The organism is Mesorhizobium shangrilense (genome assembly GCF_040537815.1).
GTDB lineage: Bacteria > Pseudomonadota > Alphaproteobacteria > Rhizobiales > Rhizobiaceae > Mesorhizobium > Mesorhizobium shangrilense.
Genome location: NZ_JBEWSZ010000013.1, coordinates 25,322 through 47,939 on the forward strand (window position 1 = coordinate 25,322; position 22,618 = coordinate 47,939).

Here is a 22,618-nt window from a genome sequence, read left to right on the forward strand (position 1 = left end):
GAAGGCACCCAATCGGCTACTTTTTTGCAGAGACCCTTTTGGCTCGAGCAGGAGCACCGTGCCTTCGCGGAGACCGAGCGCCCCTCACAATCCTCGCGCACCAGGACCGAGAAGGGTCCTGTATGGTCGGGGCGATCAGCACTTTCGCACAGGCTCGGGAACCCGTTCCGGACAGGCCGGCCGACGCATTGTCGCGCGCCGGCGCGCACTGCAGCGATCGGGTAAGGCTTTGTCTCTACCGCAGGCACGGCGATCCGCGAAGACGCCGCTGTCGCAGCATCTACGATCGCGCTGTTGCTACTCCGGCCCTGTCGAGGAAGCTCTTTGACATCTTCCAGCCCTTCAACAAGCGCGCACCGCTCCGGACGCCGTGGGGATCGAGTTCGGCTCGGGTCGCGGCGTTTGCATGCCTCAGGTCCCTTTCATTTGCTCCTCCGTGGCGTCTATCCGCAACCTTCTGTGTTCGAAGCTGAACAAGTATGTCGCAAACCCGACCAAAAGGCCGCCAAGGCCGGGCCACCGGGACCGGGCAAGGGGTGCAACGCAAACGGTGCGCTAATCGGCACGCAACTTGCTCCGACAGTTTTGTCAGAGTGACGTTCGCAGTGCTTCATGGAGCTCAGTGGTCATTGACCAATCTGCACGGCGCCTGAGCCGGAACATATCCCCTGCTGGTAATCGACCTTGTGACCAGTCGTGCGATCCAATCGAGCGCAAGAACGCCTGACGTTCAGGAGAAACCAAATGGCGGTCAACCCGGTTCCAGATCATGTTCCGCCCGAAATGGTGAGGGACTTCAGTCTGTTCACGTCGCCTGGCATGGCGCCGACGCCGAACGGGGATCCGCACGCAGCTGTCGCTTGCGTCCATAGCGGGCCGCCGATCTTTTATTCGCCCTGCAACACGCGCGATGGCCGGGGCACCTGGGTCGTCACTCGGGCCACAGACCAGCGCCGAGTGCTGCAGGACGCCGAAACCTTTTCCAGCCATCGCAGCATCTTCTCATCCGCGCTGGGCGAAAGCTGGCCGATGATCCCGCTTGAACTCGATCCACCGGCCCATGGTGTTTTTCGCTCACTGCTCAATCCCCTGCTTTCGCCGAAGCGGGTGGTGGTATTGGAGCCGAAGGTCCGCGAGCGAGCGATCACGCTGATCGATAGGATAGCCGCATCGGGCACAAGCTGCGACGTCATGAAGGATTTTGCCTTTCCTTTCACGGTCAGCATCTTCCTTCGCCTTCTGGGGCTGCCGGATCACCGACTCGATACATTTGTGGGCTGGGCGAAAGATCTGCTCCACGGCGACGATGTGAAGCGACCGGCGGCGGCCCAGACGATTGTGGCCTTCATCGACGAACTTGCAACCAAGCGCCGCAAGGAACCGGCCGACGATTTCATGACCTTCATCGTGCAGGCACAGGTCGAGCGACGCCGCCTGACCGAGGAGGAAGTCCGTGGCATCGGCGTGCTCGTGTTCGTCGCGGGGCTCGACACGGTCGCGGCAGCTATTGGCTTTGGCTTGGCTTATCTCGCGCGCAACCTCAAAGATCAGGATTTGCTGCGGCGCGAACCGGACCGAATCGTGCTTGCAGCCGAAGAATTGCTGCGCGCCTATCCGACCGTTCAGATAATCCGCGTGGCAACCAAAGATATCGACTTCGAAGGCGCGCCGATCCGCAAGGGGGATTATGTTTCCTGCGCCACGATGATTGCCAATCGTGACCCGGCGGAATTCGAATGCCCCAACACGGTCGATCTGGCGCGAGAGGACAACCGCCACGCCGCCTTTGGCTATGGTCCCCATCGTTGCCTTGGCTCACACCTTGCCCGGCGGGAGATTGTCATTGGCCTGGAGGAGTGGCTGGCGCGCATCCCGGCTTTCCGGATCAAGAAGGCTACGGCACCCATTACCTCTGGCGGCCATGTATTCGGGATCGAAAATCTAATCCTGGACTGGTCCTGACTAAGCCCCGTCCCGAGCCGGGGCGCAGACATTGGAGGTAGCGCTATGCGCATTATTGTCCACAAAGCCAGATGCCAGGGTCACGCGCGATGTTCGGCGCAAGCGCCGGACGTCTTCAGGCTTGATGACGAGGGCTACATCCTGCCCGGTGACATTGAGGTTGGGGAGGGGGAGCAACTGCTTGCGTCACGCGGTGCGCGATCCTGCCCCGAACGTGCGCTGGAACTCGACCGTACACCCGCTGCGCGAGGTTGAATCGGACGTCATTGAACCGAGAACCTGGCGGGCTTGAATGGGGGATCGACCATGTGGCCGCACACTGGAAGAACGGCACGCTGCCTTTGCCCCAACCCGTCCTCGTCCAACTGCGCAAAGGCATCCCCGGCATCGAGGTGCTGCCATGATGCGCAACCGGCGGCGGGGTTCGCCAAACATTTCTTCCAATCACGCAATTTTGCGACAGAGACAATGGACCAGGCAAAAATTACCGAATTACTCGACCGTGAGGCGATCCGCGACTGCCTCTATCGATACTGCCGCGGGATAGACCGCGCGGATGAGGCGGCGTTGCGCAGCGCGTACTGGCCCGATGCGCATGACAGTCATGGGGCCTATTGCGGCTCGGCAGAGGGCTTCATCCGGTTTGCGCTCGGTGTCTTCAAGACCAGGCCCCGCAACATCCATCAGATCACGAACATCCTGGTCGAATTCATCAGCCCGGCAGAGGCCGCGGTCGAAAGCTATTTCACCGCGCTGCAACGCGGACCGGACAGAGACGGAGAAGTACGCCAGACCCTCCTCTGCGGCCGCTACTGTGATCTGTTTCAGAAGAGGGAAGGGGAGTGGCGAGTTGCCGAACGGACGGTGGTCTACGATTGGCTCGAGGAGCAGATCCCACCAGGGGCCCTTGAGGCAGAGCGGTTCGGGTCTCGGCAGCCGATTGGAGCACCTCATCCGGATGATCCGGTCTATGCGCTCGGCAAGCGTCCTTCTCGCCATGATGCCTTCAGTGATTTCGAACGGGAGATCCGCATCGGCAGTGGGGACGACAGACTATGACAACTTTGCAATGCCACAGCGGCCCGGCGAAAGCCTGCCCAGTGAAGATGCGGCCGATAAATTGCCTTTCTGCCCCGCGTCGGCGTGACCGTGATCAGCTCTGGCGTCACGAGCCCGCCGACGAGGCTGGTGCGCATCGATCCGCGGGATATCGGCACAGCCGCCCATCGAGGCTACTGCCTGTCTTGGCGGGTCGCTTGCCAGCTTGGGATATCAAATCGAGAGTTGGACCGCAGCCGGAACGCACGACGTCTATCTGGGACCGCAACGGGCCGTCACCAGGGCGTGCTGCTTTACCTCGACCGGTCATTCCGCCGCCCAACGTTGATGGGCTGAAATCGCTGCGGCTGGTCGCGGGGAAGTTCTCATGAAGCAGGCAGGACGCATCGTCATCATTACAGGCGCCGCGGGCGGGATCGGCCGTGCCCTAGTCGATGTTGTTGCCAAGGATGGAGACACTGTTGTTGCGGTGGACCTTCCGGGCAGCGGCGTCGTTGAACTGGCTCATGGTCTCGGCTACCCGCATCTCGGCCTCGAGTGCGATGTCTCCCGGGAGGAGGATATTCTCGCGCTTTACGGCCGGGTCGAAGCACAGTTCGCGCAGATTGGCGTCCTCATCAACAACGCGGCGATGGGACCCACCATGGCCGCAACTGTCGACACCGGTGTCGACGCCTTCCGACGCGGGCTGGCAGTAAACCTGATTGGGCCGTTCGTCATGGCTCGCGAAGCGGCGAGGCGCATGAGGCCGGGCGGTGCTATCGTCAACATCGCTTCCATGGCGGGCATGGTCGGCAATCCCAAGCGCAATGCCTACGCAGCATCGAAAGCGGGCCTGATCTCATTGACGAAGTCGCTTGCATGCGACTGGGCTTCTCGCGGCATCCGCGTGACGGCGGTAGCGCCGGGCTACGTGCGCACGCCGATGGTCGCTGAACTGGAACGCGCGGGCAAAAATCGACCTCGCCGCGGTGCGCCGCCGCGTGCCGATGGGGCGCTTGGCGCGGTCCGACGAGATCGCCCTCGCTGTGCGTTTTCTGGCCAGCACGCAGGCGCGCTATATCACCGGATCGGTGCTGGCGGTCGACGGCGGCTGGATGTCATTTAACCAGCCGGGGAATGCGCACCCGCCGGTGGATGGGACGCCCCGAGCCGAACTCTCCTGTCCGGCCGAACGCGCCGACGCGCGAATCGTGCTCGTCACGGGTGGTGCGAACGGCATAGGCGCGGCCGTGGTTCGCCGCTTTGCCGCGAGCGGCGATACCGTCGTGATTGCTGACAGAGATGGCGCTGCAGCAGCAGAGTTCGCTGGATTGCTCGACGGCAAGAACCCGGCCAAATCCGTGGACGTGGCCGTCGAGAGTGAGGTTGTCGCGCTGTTCGAGGAGTTGCGGGGACGCTTCGGGCGCGTCGATGTCCTCGTCAACGGTGCTGGTGTCGCCGAGACGTTGTTGTCGGGGATCGAACAAATACCGGAACGGATCGAACACGTCCTGGATGTCAATCTTACCGGCGCCTTCATTTGCGCGCGCGAGGCGATCAAGACAATGCGCCCTGGCGGCGTGATCCTCAACCTCGGATCGATCAACAGCTTTCTGCCGTTCGCGCCGCGCCATGCCTACGGCGCCTCCAAGGCGGGGATGGGCATTCTGACCCGATGCATGGCGGCCGAACTCGGGCCGGTCGGCATTCGGACAGCCACCGTCGCTCCTGGTTACATCCGCACGCCTGGCGTTGCTCAGTTGGCGAAAGTCGGCCGCATCGACTCGACAGCGATCAGACGACGCATCCCGATGGGCAGGATGGGACGGCCGGAAGATGTCGCAGACGCGGCATTTTTCCTCGCTTCGTCTGACGCCTCATACATCAACGGCTCGATCCTCTACGTGGACGGCGGCTGGACCTCGTTCGGTGATGCGGGAAACGCCAGCGAACTCTATGACGAATGTTTTGCGGAGGCCGCGGGCTGAGTATCGACCATTCGCCAGGCGACGGGCTTCGGCTCATGGAAGCCCAAGATTTCAAATTGCTCCCAGGCTCCCGCTGCGCGACGCGCCCGCAGCGTGGTCCGCGATCGAGGATATGGTCTTTGGCGCGGAAAGGTCCTCCTCGGGGTCGAAACAGTTCCGAGCCTTCCGGGTGCGCTTGCAACCGCGGAATGCGAGCGGTTTGCCGCAAGACTATGCCGGCGCCGAGCGTCGGATCGCCACCGCGGCCAAAGCAATCTGTGCGCATGCCCCTGATTGGCCAACTCCATCTGCAAACAAGGAGACACCATGGAATTCGCCACCTTCATCCTGGCCGCCCAACGTGGCTACCATCAATCCTCCGACAGCGTCATCCGAAACTCCATCGAACAGGCCGTCGTTTCGGAGCAGGCTGGCTTCGGCACCGCCTGGTTCCCCGAGCACCACTTCAACAATTACAGCCTGATTCCGTCACCCTTGATGATGGTGGCGCACTGCGCCGGCGTGACGAACACCATTCGCCTCGGCACTGCCGTCTGCGTGCTGCCGCTCTATCAACCGCAGCGCCTGCTTTCCGAGATCGGCTTCGCCGACATCGTTGCGAACGGTCGTCTCGAGCTCGGCGTCGGCGTGGGATACCAGCAATTCGAGTTCGAGCGCTTCGGCGTCAATATCGATGAGGCGCCGGCCGTCTTTTCGGAATACCTGGACATCCTCCTGAAGGGCCTCAACCAGAAGGTCTTCGAGCACAACGGCCAGTATGAGAACATACCCCCGACAGCGATTTCGGTGCGCACCGTCCAGAAGCCGACCCCGCCGATCTGGATCGCCGGCGGGCCGGCGCGCATGGAGCGGGCCTATCGCGAGGGACACAATTTCTTTGTCACAGCATTCCACGATGGCCTGGAGGATTTGAGCAGGCTGCGCCGAACCATCGAGAAGGCAGCGGCTTGCGAGGGCAGGAATGTCACGGACGCCAAGATTTCGCTGCTGCGCTGCTGCTATGCCAGCGACGACCAGGCGGAGATCAACAGCTATCTCGATAACGCCCGCTTCCAGCGCCGGCTGTCAGAGGCGTTGCATCAGCGCCGTCAGCAGAGCGACGACGGCTATCTGCTGACGGAAACACCGACGCGGCAGGATCTGTCGTTCGAGACCATGCGCAAGAACCTGCCGATCGGCAGTGTCAATCGCGTGATCGATCGCCTGCTGGAAGAGATGGACATCTTGAGACCGGATCAGATCGCAATTCAGACCCAATTGGGAGATTTCGACCAAAAGACGATGCTGCGCCAGATCGAGCTCTGGGGAGACAAGATCATTCCCGCGATCAACAAGTCGCTGGGTCATGCGCAGATTTGAAGTGCGCAACGGCTTGAACTTTTTGCCTCAGCTGCATGATCGTTTCAGCCGGCATAAGCGCACGTCCAACGGCAGGGCTCAGGGACGGGACTTAAAGATCGCTTTTCGAATGAGGAGCGCTTTCGTCACCCTCGACGGCGCCAGATGGGTGCCGGGATGTCTCACCGCTATCGACAGCTCCGCCTGCACCGGCCGCGGCCGCTATTTCAAGGTCTGCTCGCGCGAAGTCATGCACCTTCACGGCGTCGGTGACCCGGGTGAACTCCTCGGCGCCTGCGGCGGCGAGGACGATGACTTCGATGGCGAGCTCAATCGCATGATCATGGTCGTCGACCATGCCGGCCGCTGCATCGGTTGCGGAGCCTGCGGCCACCTCTGCCCGAAGGACTGCCAGACCCACGTTGCAGCCGACAAAGTCGCTGCATCATCTGACGAGACAAACCCAGGAGAACGGGACCATGTTCGCCCCTAACTATGGCTGTCTTAGCCCCGGCCAATGGCCTCGGATCGAGCTCGAGAAGGAGTTCGACCAGCATGTGCTTGCCTGTGTCCTGTCGTGTGCGCTCAAGGAGGTCGAGGCCGGCGAGGCGACGGCGACGGAGGCAACGGGCCTTTCCCGCGCCGAGTTGAGCGATGTCCTGACCCGCAGTTTTCCTGCTACCGCTATAAACGCCTTCGCCTTGGATGACGCCGGCGACCCAGAGCGGGGTACGGAGGAAGAACTTTTGCACGGCCTGCTGCTGGCGCATGCCAGGCCTGGCGATCCGGCCAGCGCCCGCTTCGCTAAGATCATCGCCCGTCGTGCCATGCGCAACGACCATCTCTGGCAGGACCTTGGCCTTTTCAATCGGGCCGAGCTCAACCGCCTGCTTGCCACGCATTTTCCGATGCTGGCGGCCGGCAACACCCAAAACATGAGGTGGAAGAAGTACTTTTACCGCAAACTCTGCGAGGCCGAAGGTTTTTCGCTATGCACCACACCCAATTGCCGGGAATGCAATGATTTCGAAAGCTGCTTCGGCCCGGAAGAAGGAGAAAGTCGCCTCATGCGGGTCAAGTACGCGATCGCATTAGATTAAGGGCCGCATTCGTTTGGGTTACGAGGCCTTCAGGCCTTGTTCGCCGTTGAACCATAGCCGCTTTTCCCGGCGCCGCTGTATGGAGGAGGGGATGTTCATCGCCTCGCGATATTTTGTGACGGTGCGGCGAGCGACCTCGATGCCGGTTTCCTTGAGCCGGACAGCAATGTCATCGTCGGAAAGCACGTCATCAAGCGATTCTTCGGCGACGATTGCCTTGATCCGATGGCGGACAGCTTCGGCGGAATGCGCGTCACCGCCCTCCGAGGAGGCGATCGCGACAGTGAAAAAGTACTTCAGTTCGAATACCCCGCGTGGGGTAAGCATGTACTTGTTCGACGTCACCCGGCTCACCGTTGACTCGTGCACGTTGATTGCGTCAGCGACAGTCCTGAGATTGAGCGGCCGCAGGTGGGCGACGCCATGTTCCAAAAAGGCATCCTGCTGGCGCACGATTTCGGTCGCCACCTTAAGGATCGTCTTAGCGCGCTGATCGAGGCTGCGGATTAGCCAGTTCGCATTTTGCAAGCATTCATTGAGAAATACCATGTCTTTCGAATTTTTGCCGGCCCGGCGTGAGACCTCCGCGACATAGCTTTGGTTAATCAGCAGCTTGGGCAGCGTGTTCGGATCAAGCTCGATCTGCCATCCACCTCCGGGCGAGGGCAGGACCCAGACGTCGGGTATGATGGTTTCCGGCGGCCCCGATTGGAATCTGTTTCCAGGCTTGGGATCGAGCGCACGGATTTCTTGCAACATGTCGAGGAGGTCGTCTTCATCGACGCCGCAACGCTGTTTCAATGCCTGAAAATCGCGTCGCGCAAGCATCTCAAGATTGGCGACCAAAGCCGCCATCGCCGGATCGAACCGGTCGCGCTGGCGCAGCTGTATCTCGAGGCATTCGCTGAGAGTTCGTGCAAAAATTCCCGGTGGATCGAAGTGCTGCAGGGTTTCCAGAACCCGCTCCACATCAGCCACACGGACGTTTAGGCTCCCGGCCAGCTCCAACGAACTTACCTCAAGATAGCCGGTGTCTTCCAGGTGAGCGGCAAGCTCGCCAGCAATGAGCTGCTCCTGCGGTGTGAATGCAGTGAGGGCGATCTGACGAGCGACATGGTCGTGCAACGTTTCGACCAAGGCGACAAATTCCTCGAGGGCAGGACGATCACCCGGCGCGGTACTGGTCCCATTGGGCAGGGATTTCCCTTGCCTGAGCCGGTCCGGTGACCCGGACCAGGTCGGTCCCTCAACCTCGCCAAACGACCCGTCGTCCTTTGAGGCAGGCTCCAAAAGCGGGTTCTTCTCGAGTTCCTGCTCCACGAATTGATGCAGTTCGGCATGCGCCAGTTGCAGCAAACGAATCGACTCAATGAGTTGAGGCGATGCAACCAGAGACTGTTTCTGAAGTAGGCTTACTGATGGTTGCATGGTCAGTGCGGTCCCTGTCAAAGAAGCTCTTGGCCGTGGCTAATTGGTTCTCTCACAGGTCGACGCCTCTAAAGCGCATCACATTTCTCCGGCCTCATGGGATGCGCTTTGGAGTTTTGTTTTTGTGCACTTCGTCGCCCAAACACCGCTGCACACCTATGATCGAAAGGTCATGCAGCGGCTTTCAACGTCTCAAGAACGTTCTGTGGGGATGAGACGCCATAGGGGTCGGTCTCACAGTTGTCGGAGAAACCTTCCTCCTCGAACCACTGCTCCACCACGCCATTGTTGATCAGGGCGGCGTAGCGCCAGGAACGCATACCGAAGCCGAGATTGTCCTTGGCGACCAGCATGCCCATTTTGCGCGTGAACTCGCCTGAGCCGTCCGGGATGAGCTTGACCTTCTGCAGAGCCAAGGACTTCCCCCACGCATTCATGACGAAGGCATCGTTGACGGAGACACAGTAGACCGCGTCAATTCCCTGCTTCTCAAACTCGTCGTAGAGCTCTTCGAAATTGGGCAGTTGGTAGGTCGAGCAGGTCGGGGTGAAGGCACCAGGCAGCGAGAATAGGATGACGCGCTTGCCGCCGAAATAGTCGTCGGATGTCTTTTCTTCCCAGCGATATGGATTTGGCCCCTGGACTGACTCATCGCGTACACGCGTGAGAAAGGTGACGAAGGGAACCTTCTTTTGAACGGTCATCAACTTGCTCCTCTAGAAAAACTGGCGCACTGGATTTCGGCTGGGACTGGCGCAATACCGAACTGCGGCCCGCATGCCGGGCATGAGATGAGGCCTTCGCGGCTCCCGAGTGCATGGGAACGGCCTGGCTCCTGGTCTTTGTCACCCGAACGGCATCTATATGAGGGATCTAGAGGCCTTCGAGCGGCTTGGTCACTCTTTCCGCGGCTACGACGCCGGAAGCGGCCTCGATCACCCGCTGCTCGTGCCCGGAATGAAAGTGGTAGCAACCGGAAGTGGCCAGTATCGGAATAAGCGTGTGAAGCCGCGAATATGACCTCACGCAAGAGACCCGCGTCACCGAACTGGTTCAGCTTATTGTCGTGGCCTGCCGGTGACCCGCCGACCTTGGCTTGGGTGACCCTTTGATGGGGCTCTTGGGCACTCACATGCTGATCGGAACCGGTAAATGGCAATCGCGCGAGCGCCACGTGATGCCGTGTCGGCATCGGACCAGCCATCCGCAAAGCAGCTACCAAGCATGGATCTCCGAAGCCGACGATGTCCCGATCTTCAGCGAGACTGGGCGCCGTCGCCTCGGGCGATCCTATAGAGCTTCGCGTGTCAGCCATGGTTCGGTAGTCGCTTTCTTCGTGCTTTGATGGGCTCTAACCACGAGTAGCAAGCGCCGTGCCATTTTAAATGAAGAGCTTTTGCAGCGATCCTTTGGCTTCGCGAGGACGTCTTCGCTTGGGCTGGGTGCGCGCTATAACCGCCTGGTCACCACACTGAACAAAGGTGCCGCATGGTGCGGGTATTCAGCGCTTCCGCGACCGGCTGGGGAATGACGAAACGGGCAGACGAGCCGATGCCGCACCGGGCAGTGCAGCGATTGCATAGCGTCTGCCGTTTGCGTGTTCTTGCGTGCGCAGGCACGGCTATGGCGCAGACACGGCTGGCGCAGCAACCATGAGCGCGCGCTCTTCAGCAAGCGCCCTGGTCCGAATTCGTTGGGATCAAGTTCCGCCCTGGTGAGACCTTTACATGCCTGAGGTTCCATTTGGTCTCCCCGAGAGTGTTGATCGGCAACCTTCTTTTGTCCGAAACTGGACAAGAATGTCGCAAACCCGACCGAAAGGCCGCCAAAGGCCGGGCCACCGGTTAGTGGGCAAGCGGTGGAACGCAAACGCAGCGCCAATCCGGCACGCAAATTGCTTCGGTGATCTTGTCAGTGGGGCGTTGTGGAGAATAGGCGATCAACATGGAGCGTGCTCGATGCTCGCCAATGCGATGGCCAGAACAGGACGATGAACCCAGCCACACCAAGGAGCTTGACCGCTACTAGTAAGCCACGGCGCTTCCCCCCAAGATCGCGCCTCTGTCTCCCAAGCCGGTTGGCCTCGACCAGTAAACGAGGGCCACCCGATGAAGCTCTCGGACCTGGTCACAGCGCATATGGCACCAAGGACGCCCCTCGGCCATGTCCGCTCGATGCGGGCCAGGCACGCACTGATATGTGGACGAAAAAGTGCGCTTGGCCGGTTGGACGCTCGAGCAGTCCCGCACCTCTCCGATCCGTCGCCCCTGATCAGCTGGTTTGGAACGGTTCCCGGTATTGCACCCCCTCAAAGCTGGATAGAGCCGATTGAATCGACTCATACCACTTTGGAATTTGCGAGATTTGCGTACTCGAGCGCAGGCAGTTTTCGCGCGCGGTTCTGGCCATCTCCTCGAAATCACTATAACCGGTCGCAAGGCGATGCATCATTTCTGCAGCTTTGTCCTCGATGTCCGGCTCGTCGAGGACAACGCCATTCAGCCCATTTACGACCTGCCTCTTTAGGCCAAAGGCGGACGACACTACGACGGGTTTTCCTCGGAACAGGGCCTCTGTTGCTGTCAGGCCGAAGCCCTCCTCGCGAGAGAGCGCAAATACTCCATGGGCGTTCTGTTGCAGCCGGCCGACAATTTCGGCATTTGCGTCGTGGTCCTTCATCGAGATACAGGTCAGATACACGCGCCGCCGCACTTCCTTGGGTAATTGAGAGCATAATGCGACGCATTTCTCGAAATACTCGCGTCCTTCAGGATCGTCGGCAACATCCAAAGGATCCGGTCCCGCGATCACCATGCGTATATCGTCTGCATCGGCGAGCGCCATTTTCACAAAGCGATCGAAAGCGGCGATGATCCGGTCAATTCCTTTCAGTCCATCCCACCTGGATACATGCAGGAAATACCGCGAGCCGAGAATGTTCTGAAGGGATGAGGTGGGCTCGAATTCTTGGCTATTGAACGAAAACGAATTCTCCAGCGTCTTGCCCGCTGGCCCTTCATAGTTACGGTTCTTGCTTGAGAATGGGCTGATCGATGGCTGGATGATATCTATGGGGAGACCGGTATCAAAGGCATATTCCTTGGCGCTCAGGACAATGCGCTGGAATTGACGCAGGTATTCTCCCAGAAACCCCCAGGTTTCGTCGACTGTCGGGGTGCGCTTTGGATAGCCGATGTGGCATCGCCAGATAGCCGGGTGCGGGTGAGAGTCCAGGAACTTCGCAGCTGCACCAAGTGGCTGCGGATCATGAATAATCAGAAAGGCATCAGGTCTGATAATCCTTTCCAGCTGCGCGGCGCCTTGCTTCGATGCCTCAAGATAATGCGGCAGCAGATCATTCAAGCCTGCCACAGCGGCGTCGTGCAGAGAATTGTGAAGTCCTTTGGTGAACTCAAAAAATTGCTCTTCCTTCGGTTTAAAAATGAGCCAACGCACATCAAAACCAAGTTCCCGAAGGAGGCATATGTGGTGTGGAAGCATTTCGGCCACCCCACCGCCGAACGCGGTGGAATTTATGTGCCAAATAGAACGGCGGCCAATCTTGTCACGAATTGCACTGGACGAACGAAATAGTTCATTGAGAAGTTCGTCATACTTGTTTCGTTCCGCTGCGTAATGCTCAAGTACCGAGCCTTCTATCAGCACCTCATCAAATAGTGGTGTGCGGGATTTCGTTGATACTTTCATTTCGTGGCCCGCCGTTCAGTCTGAGAAGCAGGTTCAGCGCGGCCGGTTAGAAAGGAAGCCTCGCTAAAATTCTCTATCCAGCCCCTGGTGTCAGGGTGACCCCTGGCATTGGGGCCGACACCTACGCAGTCGCAGCCTGCAGCGATCGCCGCTTCAATACCGGTGCGGGAATCCTCAAAAACCAAGCATCTTTTGGGAGTGATGCGCAGCATTCGCAACAGCGTTTGATAGGGTTGCGGATGCGGCTTTCCGTGACTGACGTCCTCGGCTGCAATCATGATCCTCGGGCGGGAGAGCCCAGCGGCCTCGAGGCGGGCAAGGGCCGAAACCCTTGCCGAAGAGGTGACAATAGATCTCCGTTCGGCGGGGATCGAGCTATAGAACTCTGCGGCGCCCTGGATCGGTTGCAACAGCCTCATCGCTTGGATCTCATAATCCGCAATGCGAGTTGCTTCGCGTTCTGGCGAGCGACCGGGCGTAATCGCCGCCACCAGGTCGACGTCCCGGCGGCCGGCCGACATCCGAATTGCGTAATCCGGAGAGATCCGTTCCTCTCGTGCCCATCGACGGAGTGCGCTTTCGACCACAGCCTCCGAATCTACAAGGGTACCGTCCAGATCGAAGGCAACATGATCATAATCTTCGAGCTGAACATTGACGGTTGTGGTTTTCGTTCGATCTTTCACGGCTTTCCTCCCCGTATCAGCCCGAATGATGCTTGCTGGAGAGACATACTCTTTCTGTGGTGTGGAACGCCTCCGCGCAGTATTCGACTATGGGTGCGTCAGTGACCTGTGCAGTCATGTCCTCGTCCTTGCGGTAGTCTGCGAGTGCTCGCTCCAGTGCCGGCTGCAAAGCTGCGAAAAATGCACCTTCCATGGACGCATTGCTCATGTATGTCCCTGGGTAGCCGGTGTAGATACCGTGTTGCAGACACCTCTGAGCGAAGACCCTTCCATGCTTTTGCGAGGGCAGAACGATTCTGAACATGGTATCGCTCCGAGCACGCGCGCAGGTATTTCGCTACGCTCGAACGAGGTCTGGAACTGCCTCTTGAGCGCTAAGCCGCTCTCGGCGATGCGAGCCGCGATTTCTGCTTCTTCAGAGATTTCCTGTGTCAGGTTGCCGGCCACATAGGCCCGGTTCTCGCGCAGATAGGTATTACCAAGGTAGGCCTTGTCGGCTCCCACCATGGCACCGGCGGTGCCGACGACCGCGGAAAGGCCAATGCCTTGTGCGATCCCCTTCGCCAATGTGATGAGGTCAGCTTTCACACCGTGTTTTCGGTAGTAGCCACCCTTGGCGTAACGACGTCCGCATAGAACCTCATCAACGATAAGCAATACTCCATGCGGGCTAGCCATCCTGGAGATCTCCTGGAGCAATTCCGGAGGAAAGACCGAAGACTCAGGCGTGACGAAAATGCCCGCGACTCTCCCCTCGTTCCCGACTAGCTGCTGCTCAAGGTTATCGAGATCATATTGGAAATCCTGGATATGCTGATCCTTGGCCGGCGGATTGCCCGACCAGGGGTGCTGTTGAAAGATGTCGTGCCACCCGTGGAAGCCAGCCGTCAGGATGACCGGCCGGCCAGTTCGGTGTCGGGCGATCCGAACAGCCGCTTCCGTCGCACAAGATCCGGTCCTCAGAAAGAACACTCTGGAATTGCTTGGGAACATCTCCGAGATTTTCCCGGCGAGTATCTGGCGTTGCTCACTCACCGGAGATGGCAGAATATCAGTTTCTCGCTCCATCGCCTGCGCAAGCTTGGCCTTGAACACTGGGTCATTGTTGCCCAAGGGCGAAGCCCCGCTGCAGGACGTCATATCCAGATAGATCTTGCCGTTGATATCCTCCGCCATCCCGCCATTGGCGGACCGGAATATGATGGATGACCGGGTGTCACGCTCCCATTCCGCCAAATGCTCGGTAGCTCCAGGATCGAGCATCGAAATTGCCCCTTACTTGACTGACATGGCCATTCGCCTGGCGTTGGCCATGAATGTGTGTGTCGGATTGCTGCTCCCCGCGAAGTTCATAACGGAGCCATCCATGACATGGATGTTGGTGAACCCGTGGACCCTGCCGCAGCTGTCTACCACCGAGGTCCTCGGATCACATCCGGCACGCATCGTGCCGTGCAGGTGGCCGCTGCCTTTTCCATGGGAAGATGGCTCTCGCTCGATGCGGAATGCGCCAAGATGGCGCAGAATGTCATCCGCGCGGTCGGCGAGAAAATTTATTCGCGCACGGTCATTTTCGGAGTTTCGGTATTCGAAACGGATGTAAGGGATACCGTACTGGTCAACGGCCTCGTCAAGCACGACGCGATTATGCGACCATGGCTCTTCTCCAGCTGTGTAGTGCAGGCGCACAAGGCCGACGTTCTTATCCGGCGAGGGGAAATTCGCTTCATAAATGAGGCCGCCAAATCTGCATGGCACGTCGTTATGCTCGTAGAAGTCATCGGTATAAACCGTCGCATGCGGTCCCCAGTGCGGAGCAAATGCACCGGAGCCGCGATCGGCCGGTTCCATGTAGCCGACGGAGTAGCCTTTAATCTTGAATGAGAGGCCCCGCCCAACGAGGCCGGATTCGTTTCCTATTCCCTTCGGTGCATGCCCACTCTTCGACCGAAGCATCAATGCCGCTGATTGTATCGCGTTTGCGCAGACGATGACCCTTTCAACTGGGATCCGGATCAGTTCCGATGAGAGCGGCACATAGCACTCAAGGGCTTCAGCCCGACCGTCGTCCCGCATTTCGATCCGGTTGACGAAACAGCCGTATAGAACCGAGATCGTTCCTGGCAGGGGAGAGTCATCCAAAATGTTTCTTGCAAGCACTGATGCTCTCGCATCCGTAGGGCACACCAGATCATCGCAAGCCGAACAATTGGTGCATCCCTTGTTGGTCCTTGGCGGCCTGATTGCCAGGGGGATGCTCTTTGATCTTATGCTGAGTTCCTGCATTGCATTGGATAACATCAACCCACGCGGACTGGCTGGATACGATAGGAACCCATTCGCACCACTGACCTCCAGGAGATGCTCGATCTCCGAATAGTAGGGTTCAAGATCCTGGAGGGTAATGGGCCAATTAATCTCCATGTCAGTCGCAAGATATTGGGAGACTGACAGATCTGCTTGTCGGTACCTGAACGTTATCCCGTTGTAGAACGGCATCCCGCCGCCGACGCAGCACGCTGTCCATGGGTTACCATCGGCGGGGCCGTTGGAAGTGAGTGCCTTGCTGTAGGCCGCTTGATGAGGCTCAAGCATGGCGCCAGGGGAAACCAGGCCTCCATATTCCAGGACGGCCACATGGCAGCCCCTTTCCGCAAGTGTTCGGGCGACGATCGATCCAGATGGCCCGGAGCCGACGATAACCGCATCGAAGTTTGTGTAATTACATGAGTCCGCTGCAATGTGTCTGATGTCCGTCACGGTCAATAGTCTCCTGTGGGGTGTGCGGTAGCTGGCCAGCGGGCGGTGCTCGCGATGGAGGCCAGGAGGTGCTTATACGGGCCACGTAGTGGGGAACCGCGATGCCTGCCGGGCCGGTGGCAGGGTGACGGTAGTTGACGAAGAGGCCGTCGTAGGTACGCGCGACCCAGAGGTACACTTCGTCCGGGTCGCTGCTGCGGCCGCAGAGGATGACAATCCGCCAAAGTGTTCCAGTCTCGGGCACCGGGGGTGCGACGAAGGTCACTGTACGAAACCATGAAGGGGTCGCGGAGGGGTCGGCCGAGGAACTCCTCCACTCGGGGTATGGGTATCTGGGCCAGGTCCTTCACTCCGTCGAGGCCGGAGACCGCGGAGCGCACCGCCTCAGCGAAGGAGTCGGTTGCGCTTGCAGGGAAGGTGATGGGGCCCATACCTACGTACCAGCCGATGGAGGACCGCGAGGGACCCGTCAGGGTGTCGAGCAGGACACTGAGCAGAGTGGTGCCGGAGCGGTTCTCACCGCCGAGCAGGACAGGGTTAGAGGGCAGGGCGAGAGGAGGGGACACGTCTTTGTCCATGCCCACATTTACTAGGAGAGGTTTGGAAGTGTTCACTTTCGTCTCCTCAAGCACGAGACTTTAGGCGACGCGATCACTGCCGGACCGGTACCCCTCGGGAGGTGGCGTAGCCAGAATTCATGCGCATCGACCTCAGATGGCTTTTTGAGCCCCCTGGAAGAGGTTTTGGGAGACTTCTCCTCAGTCCGTACTCGTCTTGCGGATAGCCTTGCATGTACCGTGCCAAAGCAGAAAGCATTTGAAAACATCTGATTGGTCAGATTCTGTTACGTTGCATACCCGACATTGTCGGGTATTGGACAACGATGGCGCATGATGCATGCTTTATCTTAGAGTTCTGTCCGCAATTCTTGGGACAGCGCCGGGCAACTATGGGCCGGAATGATCAGCGCGCCACTGCCGGCAGGCTGATGAGAGGATCATCTGACATGAAACAACTGCTTTACGCCGCAACTGGCTTTGCCGCTGTCACCTTCCTGCCGAGCGCCGCACTGGCTCAGGATGCCTCTTGGAGCGTCATCTGGCGTTCGATAGCTTTCTTGTCAGCTTCTTCGCCTTTCCCACTCATTGCCGTGATATCCCCAACAAACCGCTGCTCTATAATGTGGGGATCTTCTGGTTCTCTGCTTCACGCTCATTGCATTGATCGCGAAGGAAAATCGAAGCGACAGGAGCAGCGCGGCGAGCGGCCCGAGGACCCACCACACTTTGGCCGAAACCGTAAGGAGGGCGAACGATATGGCTATGGCCAGCAACAGGGCCCGCCATAGGATCGGTTGCGAGCGAGCTCTAAATATGGGCCAGGTCTAGCAATGATCGGTCTGCCCTCTTCGGTTTGTGACGGCATCGAAGGGAGGCGAAATTCCACTCTCGCGCTGAGCGAGTAGGTTAAAATCGGCGATCGGACGCCGGTCGGGCGTCTTGTCGACCGCCTTGCGTAGACACTCATTCATATCGAGGACGTAAGTGGCCCACATGCCGTAGCGCGCTGCCATCGCGTAGTTCTGAACGGTCAGATACTGGCCGTTCACGGGGTAGGGCGCGGCGACCCGCGCCCATCCGACACGCAGCATTTCGAGGGCGAGATCCTCGCCGCCCGTTGCGCAGCGACCGAGCGGCACACCGTCATGGCTGTAGCCGAGAACAGCACATTCGACGCTTTTGTTGCCGACAGTGCGTTTCAGCCATGCCTTGGCGAGCGGATCGCATAGGACCGGGGGCGGCGCCTTGATCTTGTCGCGGGCCTCCCATTTGGGATTGAGCGCCCATTGCGGCAGCCCGCATCCATCTACTGACATTTGCCAACGTTTTCTATCCGCTCAGGAGCGCGACGCCGGCCGCACTCCCATTTCCTTGAGCAGCCGGCCCGCGCCGTCGATCTTGTCCATGGTCCAGAGCATGAAGCGACTGTCGACATGGATGCTGCGATTGCGATCCGCGTCAGGGGCCCAGTCCGAGATCACGCCCTCGAGCGTGCCGTCGAACGCGAGACCGACGAACTCGCCGCGCCCGTTCAGCGTCGCCGAGCCGCTGTTGCCGTTGGTGATGTCGACCGTGGACATAAAGTCGACCGGCAACGTGCCCAGCGCTGGCGCGACATATGGGCCATAATCCTTGGCCCGAATCGCGGCAACCGCGGCATCCGGCGCATCGAACTCGCCCTTGCCAGTGTGCTTGGCCAGTAGTCCCTCGGCCGTGGTGAAGGGCGTCCAGATCTGCCCGTCGCGCGTTCGCCCTGTCACCTTGCCCCAGGTGATGCGCAGCGATCCATTCGCGTCCGGATACACGGGCCGGCCGATCGCCTGCCGATAGGCACGCAGGCCCTGCACATAGGTCGCGCGGGCCGCCTGCGTGCGGCCGGCGCGGTCTTTCTTCACGCCCTCCGCAGCTATGTCGCCAGGATAGAGCGCGACCGCCAGTTTAATGAAAGGATCATCCGACGCCTCGAAGGCAGTAGCCGGCTTGCCGAGCCAGCCGAGCCGCGTGGCCGTGTCGGCGAGTTTGGTGTCTGCATAAAGTCGGTCAAGGCCGATTTGGTCCAGAGCGGTCTCGAACGCAGTATTGCGATCCTTCGCGTCCAGCCGGCGATATACATCGAGCGCGGCCTCGAAGAGCTTGCGATCGATGTCGGGCAGATAACGGCGTTCGATCTGCGTCAGTTGATCGACGGTCTTGTTGCGGTTACGATCCTGAAAGCCGCTTTCGCGGTCTTCATCGGGCTTCTCGTGCTCCTTCGCCCAGCGATAGAGAGTGCGCGCGGATGAGAGGATTTGCGCGCGGCCCAAAAGCGCCTGCCGCAGTCCCTCGAGCGAGGCCCGGCTGTTCTCGGCCACCATGGCGTCCAGTTCGCGGATTGCTGCGCCATAGCGCGCCTGCCGCGCGGAATCGTCAGCAACCCAGTCGCGATAAGCTTTCTCCTCGTTGGCCTTGCGAGCGGTGAGCCCAATCGCATCGGCGCCGGCGAGATCGCCCGCCAGCTTCTTCTCGTAGTTTTCCACGCCTTGCAGGATGGCGGCGTAGCGGATCTGCGCGTCACGATTGCCTGCCGTGGCCTGCTTGATCTGGGCGGCATAGTCCGACAACAAATGCTGCAGCAGCGGTTCGAAGTGCGCGAAGTTGAACCGTACTTCGCCGGCGGTGCGCAACCGATTGGTCGTCGCCGGGAAGCCGGCGACCATCACGAAATCGCCTTCTTGGACGCCTTCAGGGGCGATGCGCAGCCAGCTCTTCGGCCGGTAAGGTACATTGTCGCGCGCATAATGGCGGGAGGAACCATCACGAGCGACATAGGCGCGATAAAAGCCGAAGTCGCCTGTGTGGCGCGGCCACGTCCAATTGTCCGTTTCGCCGCCGAAGTTACCGATGCCGAGCGCGGGCGCATAGACGAGGCGCACGTCCTGAATTTCGAGCTTCTGCTGGAGATAGTAGGAGGCGCCGCCATAATAGGCCCCCACGTCGCAGCGGCGATTGGGCTGTTTTTCACATGCGGCGATCAGCGCCTTGCGGTTCGTGTCGAGCCGTTCATTGCGGGCAAAGCCGTTCAGCTTGTCCGAAACGCCCTTGAGCATGCCGGCGGTCACATCCCGCATATCCTCGATCACATAGATGCGGCTGCCGGGCGCCGCGGGCAATTCTTCACCCAGGCTCTTCGCCAGAAAGCCGTTTGTGAGATAGTCCTGGCCCTCCCTGCTGTTGTACTGGATCGATCCGAACACGCAGTGATGATTGGTCGCGACCAGCCCTTGTGGACTGACGAAGGAGGCGGAGCATCCGCCCAGTGATACGATCGCGTTGAGCGGGTCAGCGTCCAGACGGCGCAGCTGGGCGGGATCGATCTGGAGCCCATCCGCGCGCATGGCCGCGCCCACTTCCGCAGTCTGGCCCGGCATCCACATACCTTCGTCCGCCGTCGTAGCGGTGACCGTCCAGAGCAAGGCGATGGCAGTTGCTTGGGCCAAACATTTCACATTCGAGTTCATGTTGATCTCGCCCCATCCTGATTCTGTTCTCCGCAGACTCGATGACAATCGGGATGGCCGGCGTCCGCCAGCGCCTGCGCTGCCGCCACTCCGTGAAGACTGAGTGGACCGTTAACGCAAGAATCCAGATGACGCGCACCTCTCATTGTATCGGTTCCGTGCAACGTTTGCGGATCATCCGCAGCACTAATCGTGCCAATTTCAATTACAACGTGGGGAGCCGCCCCATCTATGTCCGACCTCCGACATTCGTTGTAGACCCGACGCTGTCCTCGCTAGCCATGAAGCGCCGCTACCAACGGTTGTCGCTTGGCCATTAATTGTGAGAGTGCTGTCGTTTCGGTTAGACCGGTGATTTCTCTGGGTCAGGCAGCGCGCAGAAGAGGTGTGTCGCACTGCATTTAGATGCGAGAATACGGCGGAAGCCTTGAAACTGGGATTCTGTGCGTAAACCCTTACCTTCGCGGCGATCTCTGCCTTGGTAATTGCCGCGTAAGCATGAGCAGCAGCGCGGGTGACGCGCTCCAGGACAGCGGCGCTGGAAAGCCAAAGCTTTATGTGTCCCTTTTCGATCTCCGGGAACTTACGCAGGAGAGCGTTAAGGTCGCCGCCGGAATATATGTCCGCTCTCTGACTTACTTTTGTGGTTCTCCAAGCGTCTTCTTCGACAAGCCAGTTCGACCGCGTGATTACTTATCACCGATTCCCAATACTGTTGCCAGCCGGTCAGTTAAGACGGCCCTGGCCTTCGCGCTCAGCCGATCAAGGTTCTGCTGCTTGAATCTCACCGCAGGTAGATCGGCCGCCCCGGCGACTCCGAGCTTTTCCCAGTCAGGCTCGCCCTTCTTGAAGCCAACCAGAAATTCCCGATGCGCCTGGGGCATACCGCCGATCAGGATTTCAACGAGTTGCGCCCGCGCGGCGTGAAGCTCGGCGAGCGGTACATCCTCCTCGGTCATCCCGGCAAAGTTCCTCTCATATTCGGCCGCAATGTCCTTCTGGCCCGAGGCGATGATTTCCCCGATAGGGCGGCCATGGCTGATGAGATAGACGATAAACCCCTGGCGCAAATCGTCGGTGATCCCCTCGTTGGCTAGCAAATCCCTGATATCGAAAAGGTCGCGCGGGTGCTGCCGGTCAAGGGCCGCCATGATCTTACCCGCATATAAATCCGCAAACGAAACGACCTGGATCTCCGCGAAGCCGAATTCATCTTCTACGGCTGCCGACACGGGCCTTATTTCCGGGGTAAAAACACAGCCACGCAGAACGGGCGTGACTTCGATCTTGATCCGCGTGCGGTTCCTGTCCTGAACGACAAGGCGTGTAAGGCCGCCGTCATTCTGGCGGCTTTCAAAGACGCGCACGCCTGCGACTGCGTCTTCGATCCGTTTCTTGATACGCAGGAGCGCAACCTCGATGGCAGCCAGTGATTCATCGCGCGGCATGACCGGTAGGAAGGTCAGGTCGATATCGACTGACAGTCGCGGCATATCGCGGACGAACAGATTGATGGCGGTGCCACCCTTGAGGGCGAAGTCCTTCTCCTCGGCAACAGCTGGGAGTGTCTGGATTAGCAAGGCGACCTGGTGGCGGTACTGTTCACTGACCGGCATATAATTCCTCCGGCACGGTGATCAGGTAGGTGGGATCAAGGCGACCGCCCGGCACGAGCATCCGCTTCCCGGTACCTAGATTGACGGCCTCTTTGTTGAGGTGCTTGCGCCACGGGTGGTTGTGGCGGTCGGCGAAGAAGAAGAACAGGCGTTTGACCTTGATACTCTTGCAGTCCACGAGCAGCTTCTGCAGCCGTCGGGGACTGAGGGTAGTGAGCCCTTCTATGATTTTGTCGGCCTGGTCGAAACTCTCATGGCCGGGCAGCCCGTCCAGCATTTCAAGGACGGCGCGCTCAGGCGTTGAAAGTGTCAGCGGCCATTCCCACTGGCCCCATGGCATAACCCGGAAAGAGCCGCCGTGGATATTGTCGTCGCTGACATGGCTGCCGTCTTTGAGGTTCCACGCCAGACTGGTAAGCCCGAAGTGTATAGGCTCATTGCGAAACAGCGCCTCGCTATTGTGATAGACGAACGTAATTTGCAGCGGGAGCTTGTTCAGCCAGGTGGGCGCTTCGTCGGGGCCATAGAGGTGAACCTCTTTCTCTTCCCGCCTGAGATAGTGAGAAAATCCGTGGAGTGACAGCGCCGTGCCTCCACCAACAAGGAGCGGTTTCATCAGCAGGGTCTGCAGCGATATGACCACATGCTCCCACAGGAGTTTTCCGCCGGGCTTGCGATAGGCGCCGTGAGCGACGCGTTCGAGCCAGCCGTTGGTTACGTATTTCCGGCAAAGCTGCGCAGAGTAGCCGCGCTCCTTCAACCATGCCGAATCTACGACCAGCCCTTCGGGAAGTTCGCGTTGGAGGTGGTTTAGTTTTCCATGGAATTCTTCACTCATGGTTTATATTATAGGAGATTTCTAAACCGAAAGTCAAGTTCATATTTTCCAGTATTTATAAACCCAGAGGCTACAAATAGAGGCGCTATCAAACCG

General features: G+C 59.4%; 18 protein-coding genes. 8 read left to right on the plus strand and 10 right to left on the minus strand.

The window, feature by feature from the left end:
- Window positions 1-744: 744 nt before the first annotated feature.
- The 8 genes from ABVQ20_RS38375 (at window position 745) to ABVQ20_RS38405 (ending at window position 7,429) form a co-directional block, all read left to right on the plus strand.
- Window positions 745-1,962 (plus strand): cytochrome P450, encoded by a 1,218-nt coding sequence (locus tag ABVQ20_RS38375; protein WP_354465001.1) that lies wholly within the window; start codon window positions 745-747, stop codon window positions 1,960-1,962.
- A 45-nt stretch (window positions 1,963-2,007) separates the two neighbouring features.
- Window positions 2,008-2,217, plus strand: coding sequence for a ferredoxin (locus ABVQ20_RS38380; protein ID WP_354465002.1), 210 nt, complete (start codon window positions 2,008-2,010; stop codon window positions 2,215-2,217).
- A 213-nt stretch (window positions 2,218-2,430) separates the two neighbouring features.
- Window positions 2,431-3,021 carry a nuclear transport factor 2 family protein gene (locus ABVQ20_RS38385; protein ID WP_354465003.1) on the plus strand — a complete coding sequence of 197 codons (591 nt, stop codon included), beginning with the start codon at window positions 2,431-2,433 and terminating at the stop codon, window positions 3,019-3,021.
- Between the two features lie 367 nt (window positions 3,022-3,388).
- The gene (locus tag ABVQ20_RS40640) at window positions 3,389-4,129 is read left to right on the plus strand and encodes an SDR family NAD(P)-dependent oxidoreductase (RefSeq protein WP_435528502.1); all 741 of its coding nucleotides are present in this window, start codon (window positions 3,389-3,391) and stop codon (window positions 4,127-4,129) included.
- The gene (locus ABVQ20_RS40645) at window positions 4,020-4,991 is read left to right on the plus strand and encodes an SDR family oxidoreductase (protein ID WP_435528503.1); all 972 of its coding nucleotides are present in this window, start codon (window positions 4,020-4,022) and stop codon (window positions 4,989-4,991) included. Before ABVQ20_RS40640 ends, ABVQ20_RS40645 begins: the two co-directional genes overlap by 110 nt.
- Window positions 4,992-5,297: 306 nt before the next feature.
- Window positions 5,298-6,350: an LLM class flavin-dependent oxidoreductase gene (locus ABVQ20_RS38395; RefSeq protein ID WP_354465004.1), complete on the plus strand. Its 1,053-nt coding sequence runs from the start codon at window positions 5,298-5,300 to the stop codon at window positions 6,348-6,350.
- A 109-nt stretch (window positions 6,351-6,459) separates the two neighbouring features.
- Window positions 6,460-6,822, plus strand: a complete 363-nt coding sequence (fdxB, locus tag ABVQ20_RS38400) for a ferredoxin III, nif-specific (protein WP_354465044.1) — start codon at window positions 6,460-6,462, stop codon at window positions 6,820-6,822.
- Window positions 6,809-7,429 carry a nitrogen fixation protein NifQ gene (locus ABVQ20_RS38405; RefSeq protein ID WP_354465005.1) on the plus strand — a complete coding sequence of 207 codons (621 nt, stop codon included), beginning with the start codon at window positions 6,809-6,811 and terminating at the stop codon, window positions 7,427-7,429. The genes fdxB and ABVQ20_RS38405 overlap by 14 nt, the downstream gene beginning before the upstream one ends.
- A gap of 18 nt (window positions 7,430-7,447) precedes the next feature.
- On the opposite strand, the gene rpoN is transcribed toward ABVQ20_RS38405, so the two are convergent.
- The 10 genes from rpoN to ABVQ20_RS38455 all read right to left on the minus strand — a co-directional run bounded on the left by rpoN (window position 7,448) and on the right by ABVQ20_RS38455 (window position 22,522).
- Entirely contained in the window at window positions 7,448-8,857 is a 1,410-nt protein-coding gene (rpoN, locus tag ABVQ20_RS38410; protein WP_354465006.1) for an RNA polymerase factor sigma-54, read from the minus strand.
- Between the two features lie 170 nt (window positions 8,858-9,027).
- On the minus strand, window positions 9,028-9,561 hold the full coding sequence (locus tag ABVQ20_RS38415; protein WP_354465007.1) for a peroxiredoxin: 534 nt from the start codon (window positions 9,559-9,561) through the stop codon (window positions 9,028-9,030).
- A 1,567-nt stretch (window positions 9,562-11,128) separates the two neighbouring features.
- A complete protein-coding gene (locus ABVQ20_RS38420; protein ID WP_354465008.1) occupies window positions 11,129-12,565 on the minus strand; it encodes a glycosyltransferase in 1,437 nt (478 codons plus the stop codon).
- Complete coding sequence (locus ABVQ20_RS38425) at window positions 12,562-13,251, minus strand: HAD-IA family hydrolase (protein ID WP_354465009.1); 690 nt, start codon at window positions 13,249-13,251, stop codon at window positions 12,562-12,564. Before ABVQ20_RS38425 ends, ABVQ20_RS38420 begins: the two co-directional genes overlap by 4 nt.
- A gap of 204 nt (window positions 13,252-13,455) precedes the next feature.
- Window positions 13,456-14,514 carry an aminotransferase class III-fold pyridoxal phosphate-dependent enzyme gene (locus ABVQ20_RS38430; protein WP_354465010.1) on the minus strand — a complete coding sequence of 353 codons (1,059 nt, stop codon included), beginning with the start codon at window positions 14,512-14,514 and terminating at the stop codon, window positions 13,456-13,458.
- Window positions 14,515-14,526: 12 nt separating this feature from the next.
- Complete coding sequence (locus ABVQ20_RS38435; RefSeq protein WP_354465011.1) at window positions 14,527-16,011, minus strand: GMC oxidoreductase; 1,485 nt, start codon at window positions 16,009-16,011, stop codon at window positions 14,527-14,529.
- Window positions 16,012-17,395: 1,384 nt separating this feature from the next.
- The gene (locus tag ABVQ20_RS38440; RefSeq protein ID WP_435528504.1) at window positions 17,396-17,887 is read right to left on the minus strand and encodes a thermonuclease family protein; all 492 of its coding nucleotides are present in this window, start codon (window positions 17,885-17,887) and stop codon (window positions 17,396-17,398) included.
- 21 nt (window positions 17,888-17,908) lie between these two features.
- Window positions 17,909-20,047, minus strand: coding sequence for a S46 family peptidase (locus ABVQ20_RS38445; protein ID WP_435528505.1), 2,139 nt, complete (start codon window positions 20,045-20,047; stop codon window positions 17,909-17,911).
- 710 nt (window positions 20,048-20,757) lie between these two features.
- Window positions 20,758-21,684: a nucleotidyl transferase AbiEii/AbiGii toxin family protein gene (locus ABVQ20_RS38450; RefSeq protein ID WP_354465012.1), complete on the minus strand. Its 927-nt coding sequence runs from the start codon at window positions 21,682-21,684 to the stop codon at window positions 20,758-20,760.
- Window positions 21,671-22,522: a type IV toxin-antitoxin system AbiEi family antitoxin domain-containing protein gene (locus tag ABVQ20_RS38455; protein ID WP_354465013.1), complete on the minus strand. Its 852-nt coding sequence runs from the start codon at window positions 22,520-22,522 to the stop codon at window positions 21,671-21,673. The genes ABVQ20_RS38450 and ABVQ20_RS38455 overlap by 14 nt, the downstream gene beginning before the upstream one ends.
- Window positions 22,523-22,618: the final 96 nt, after the last annotated feature.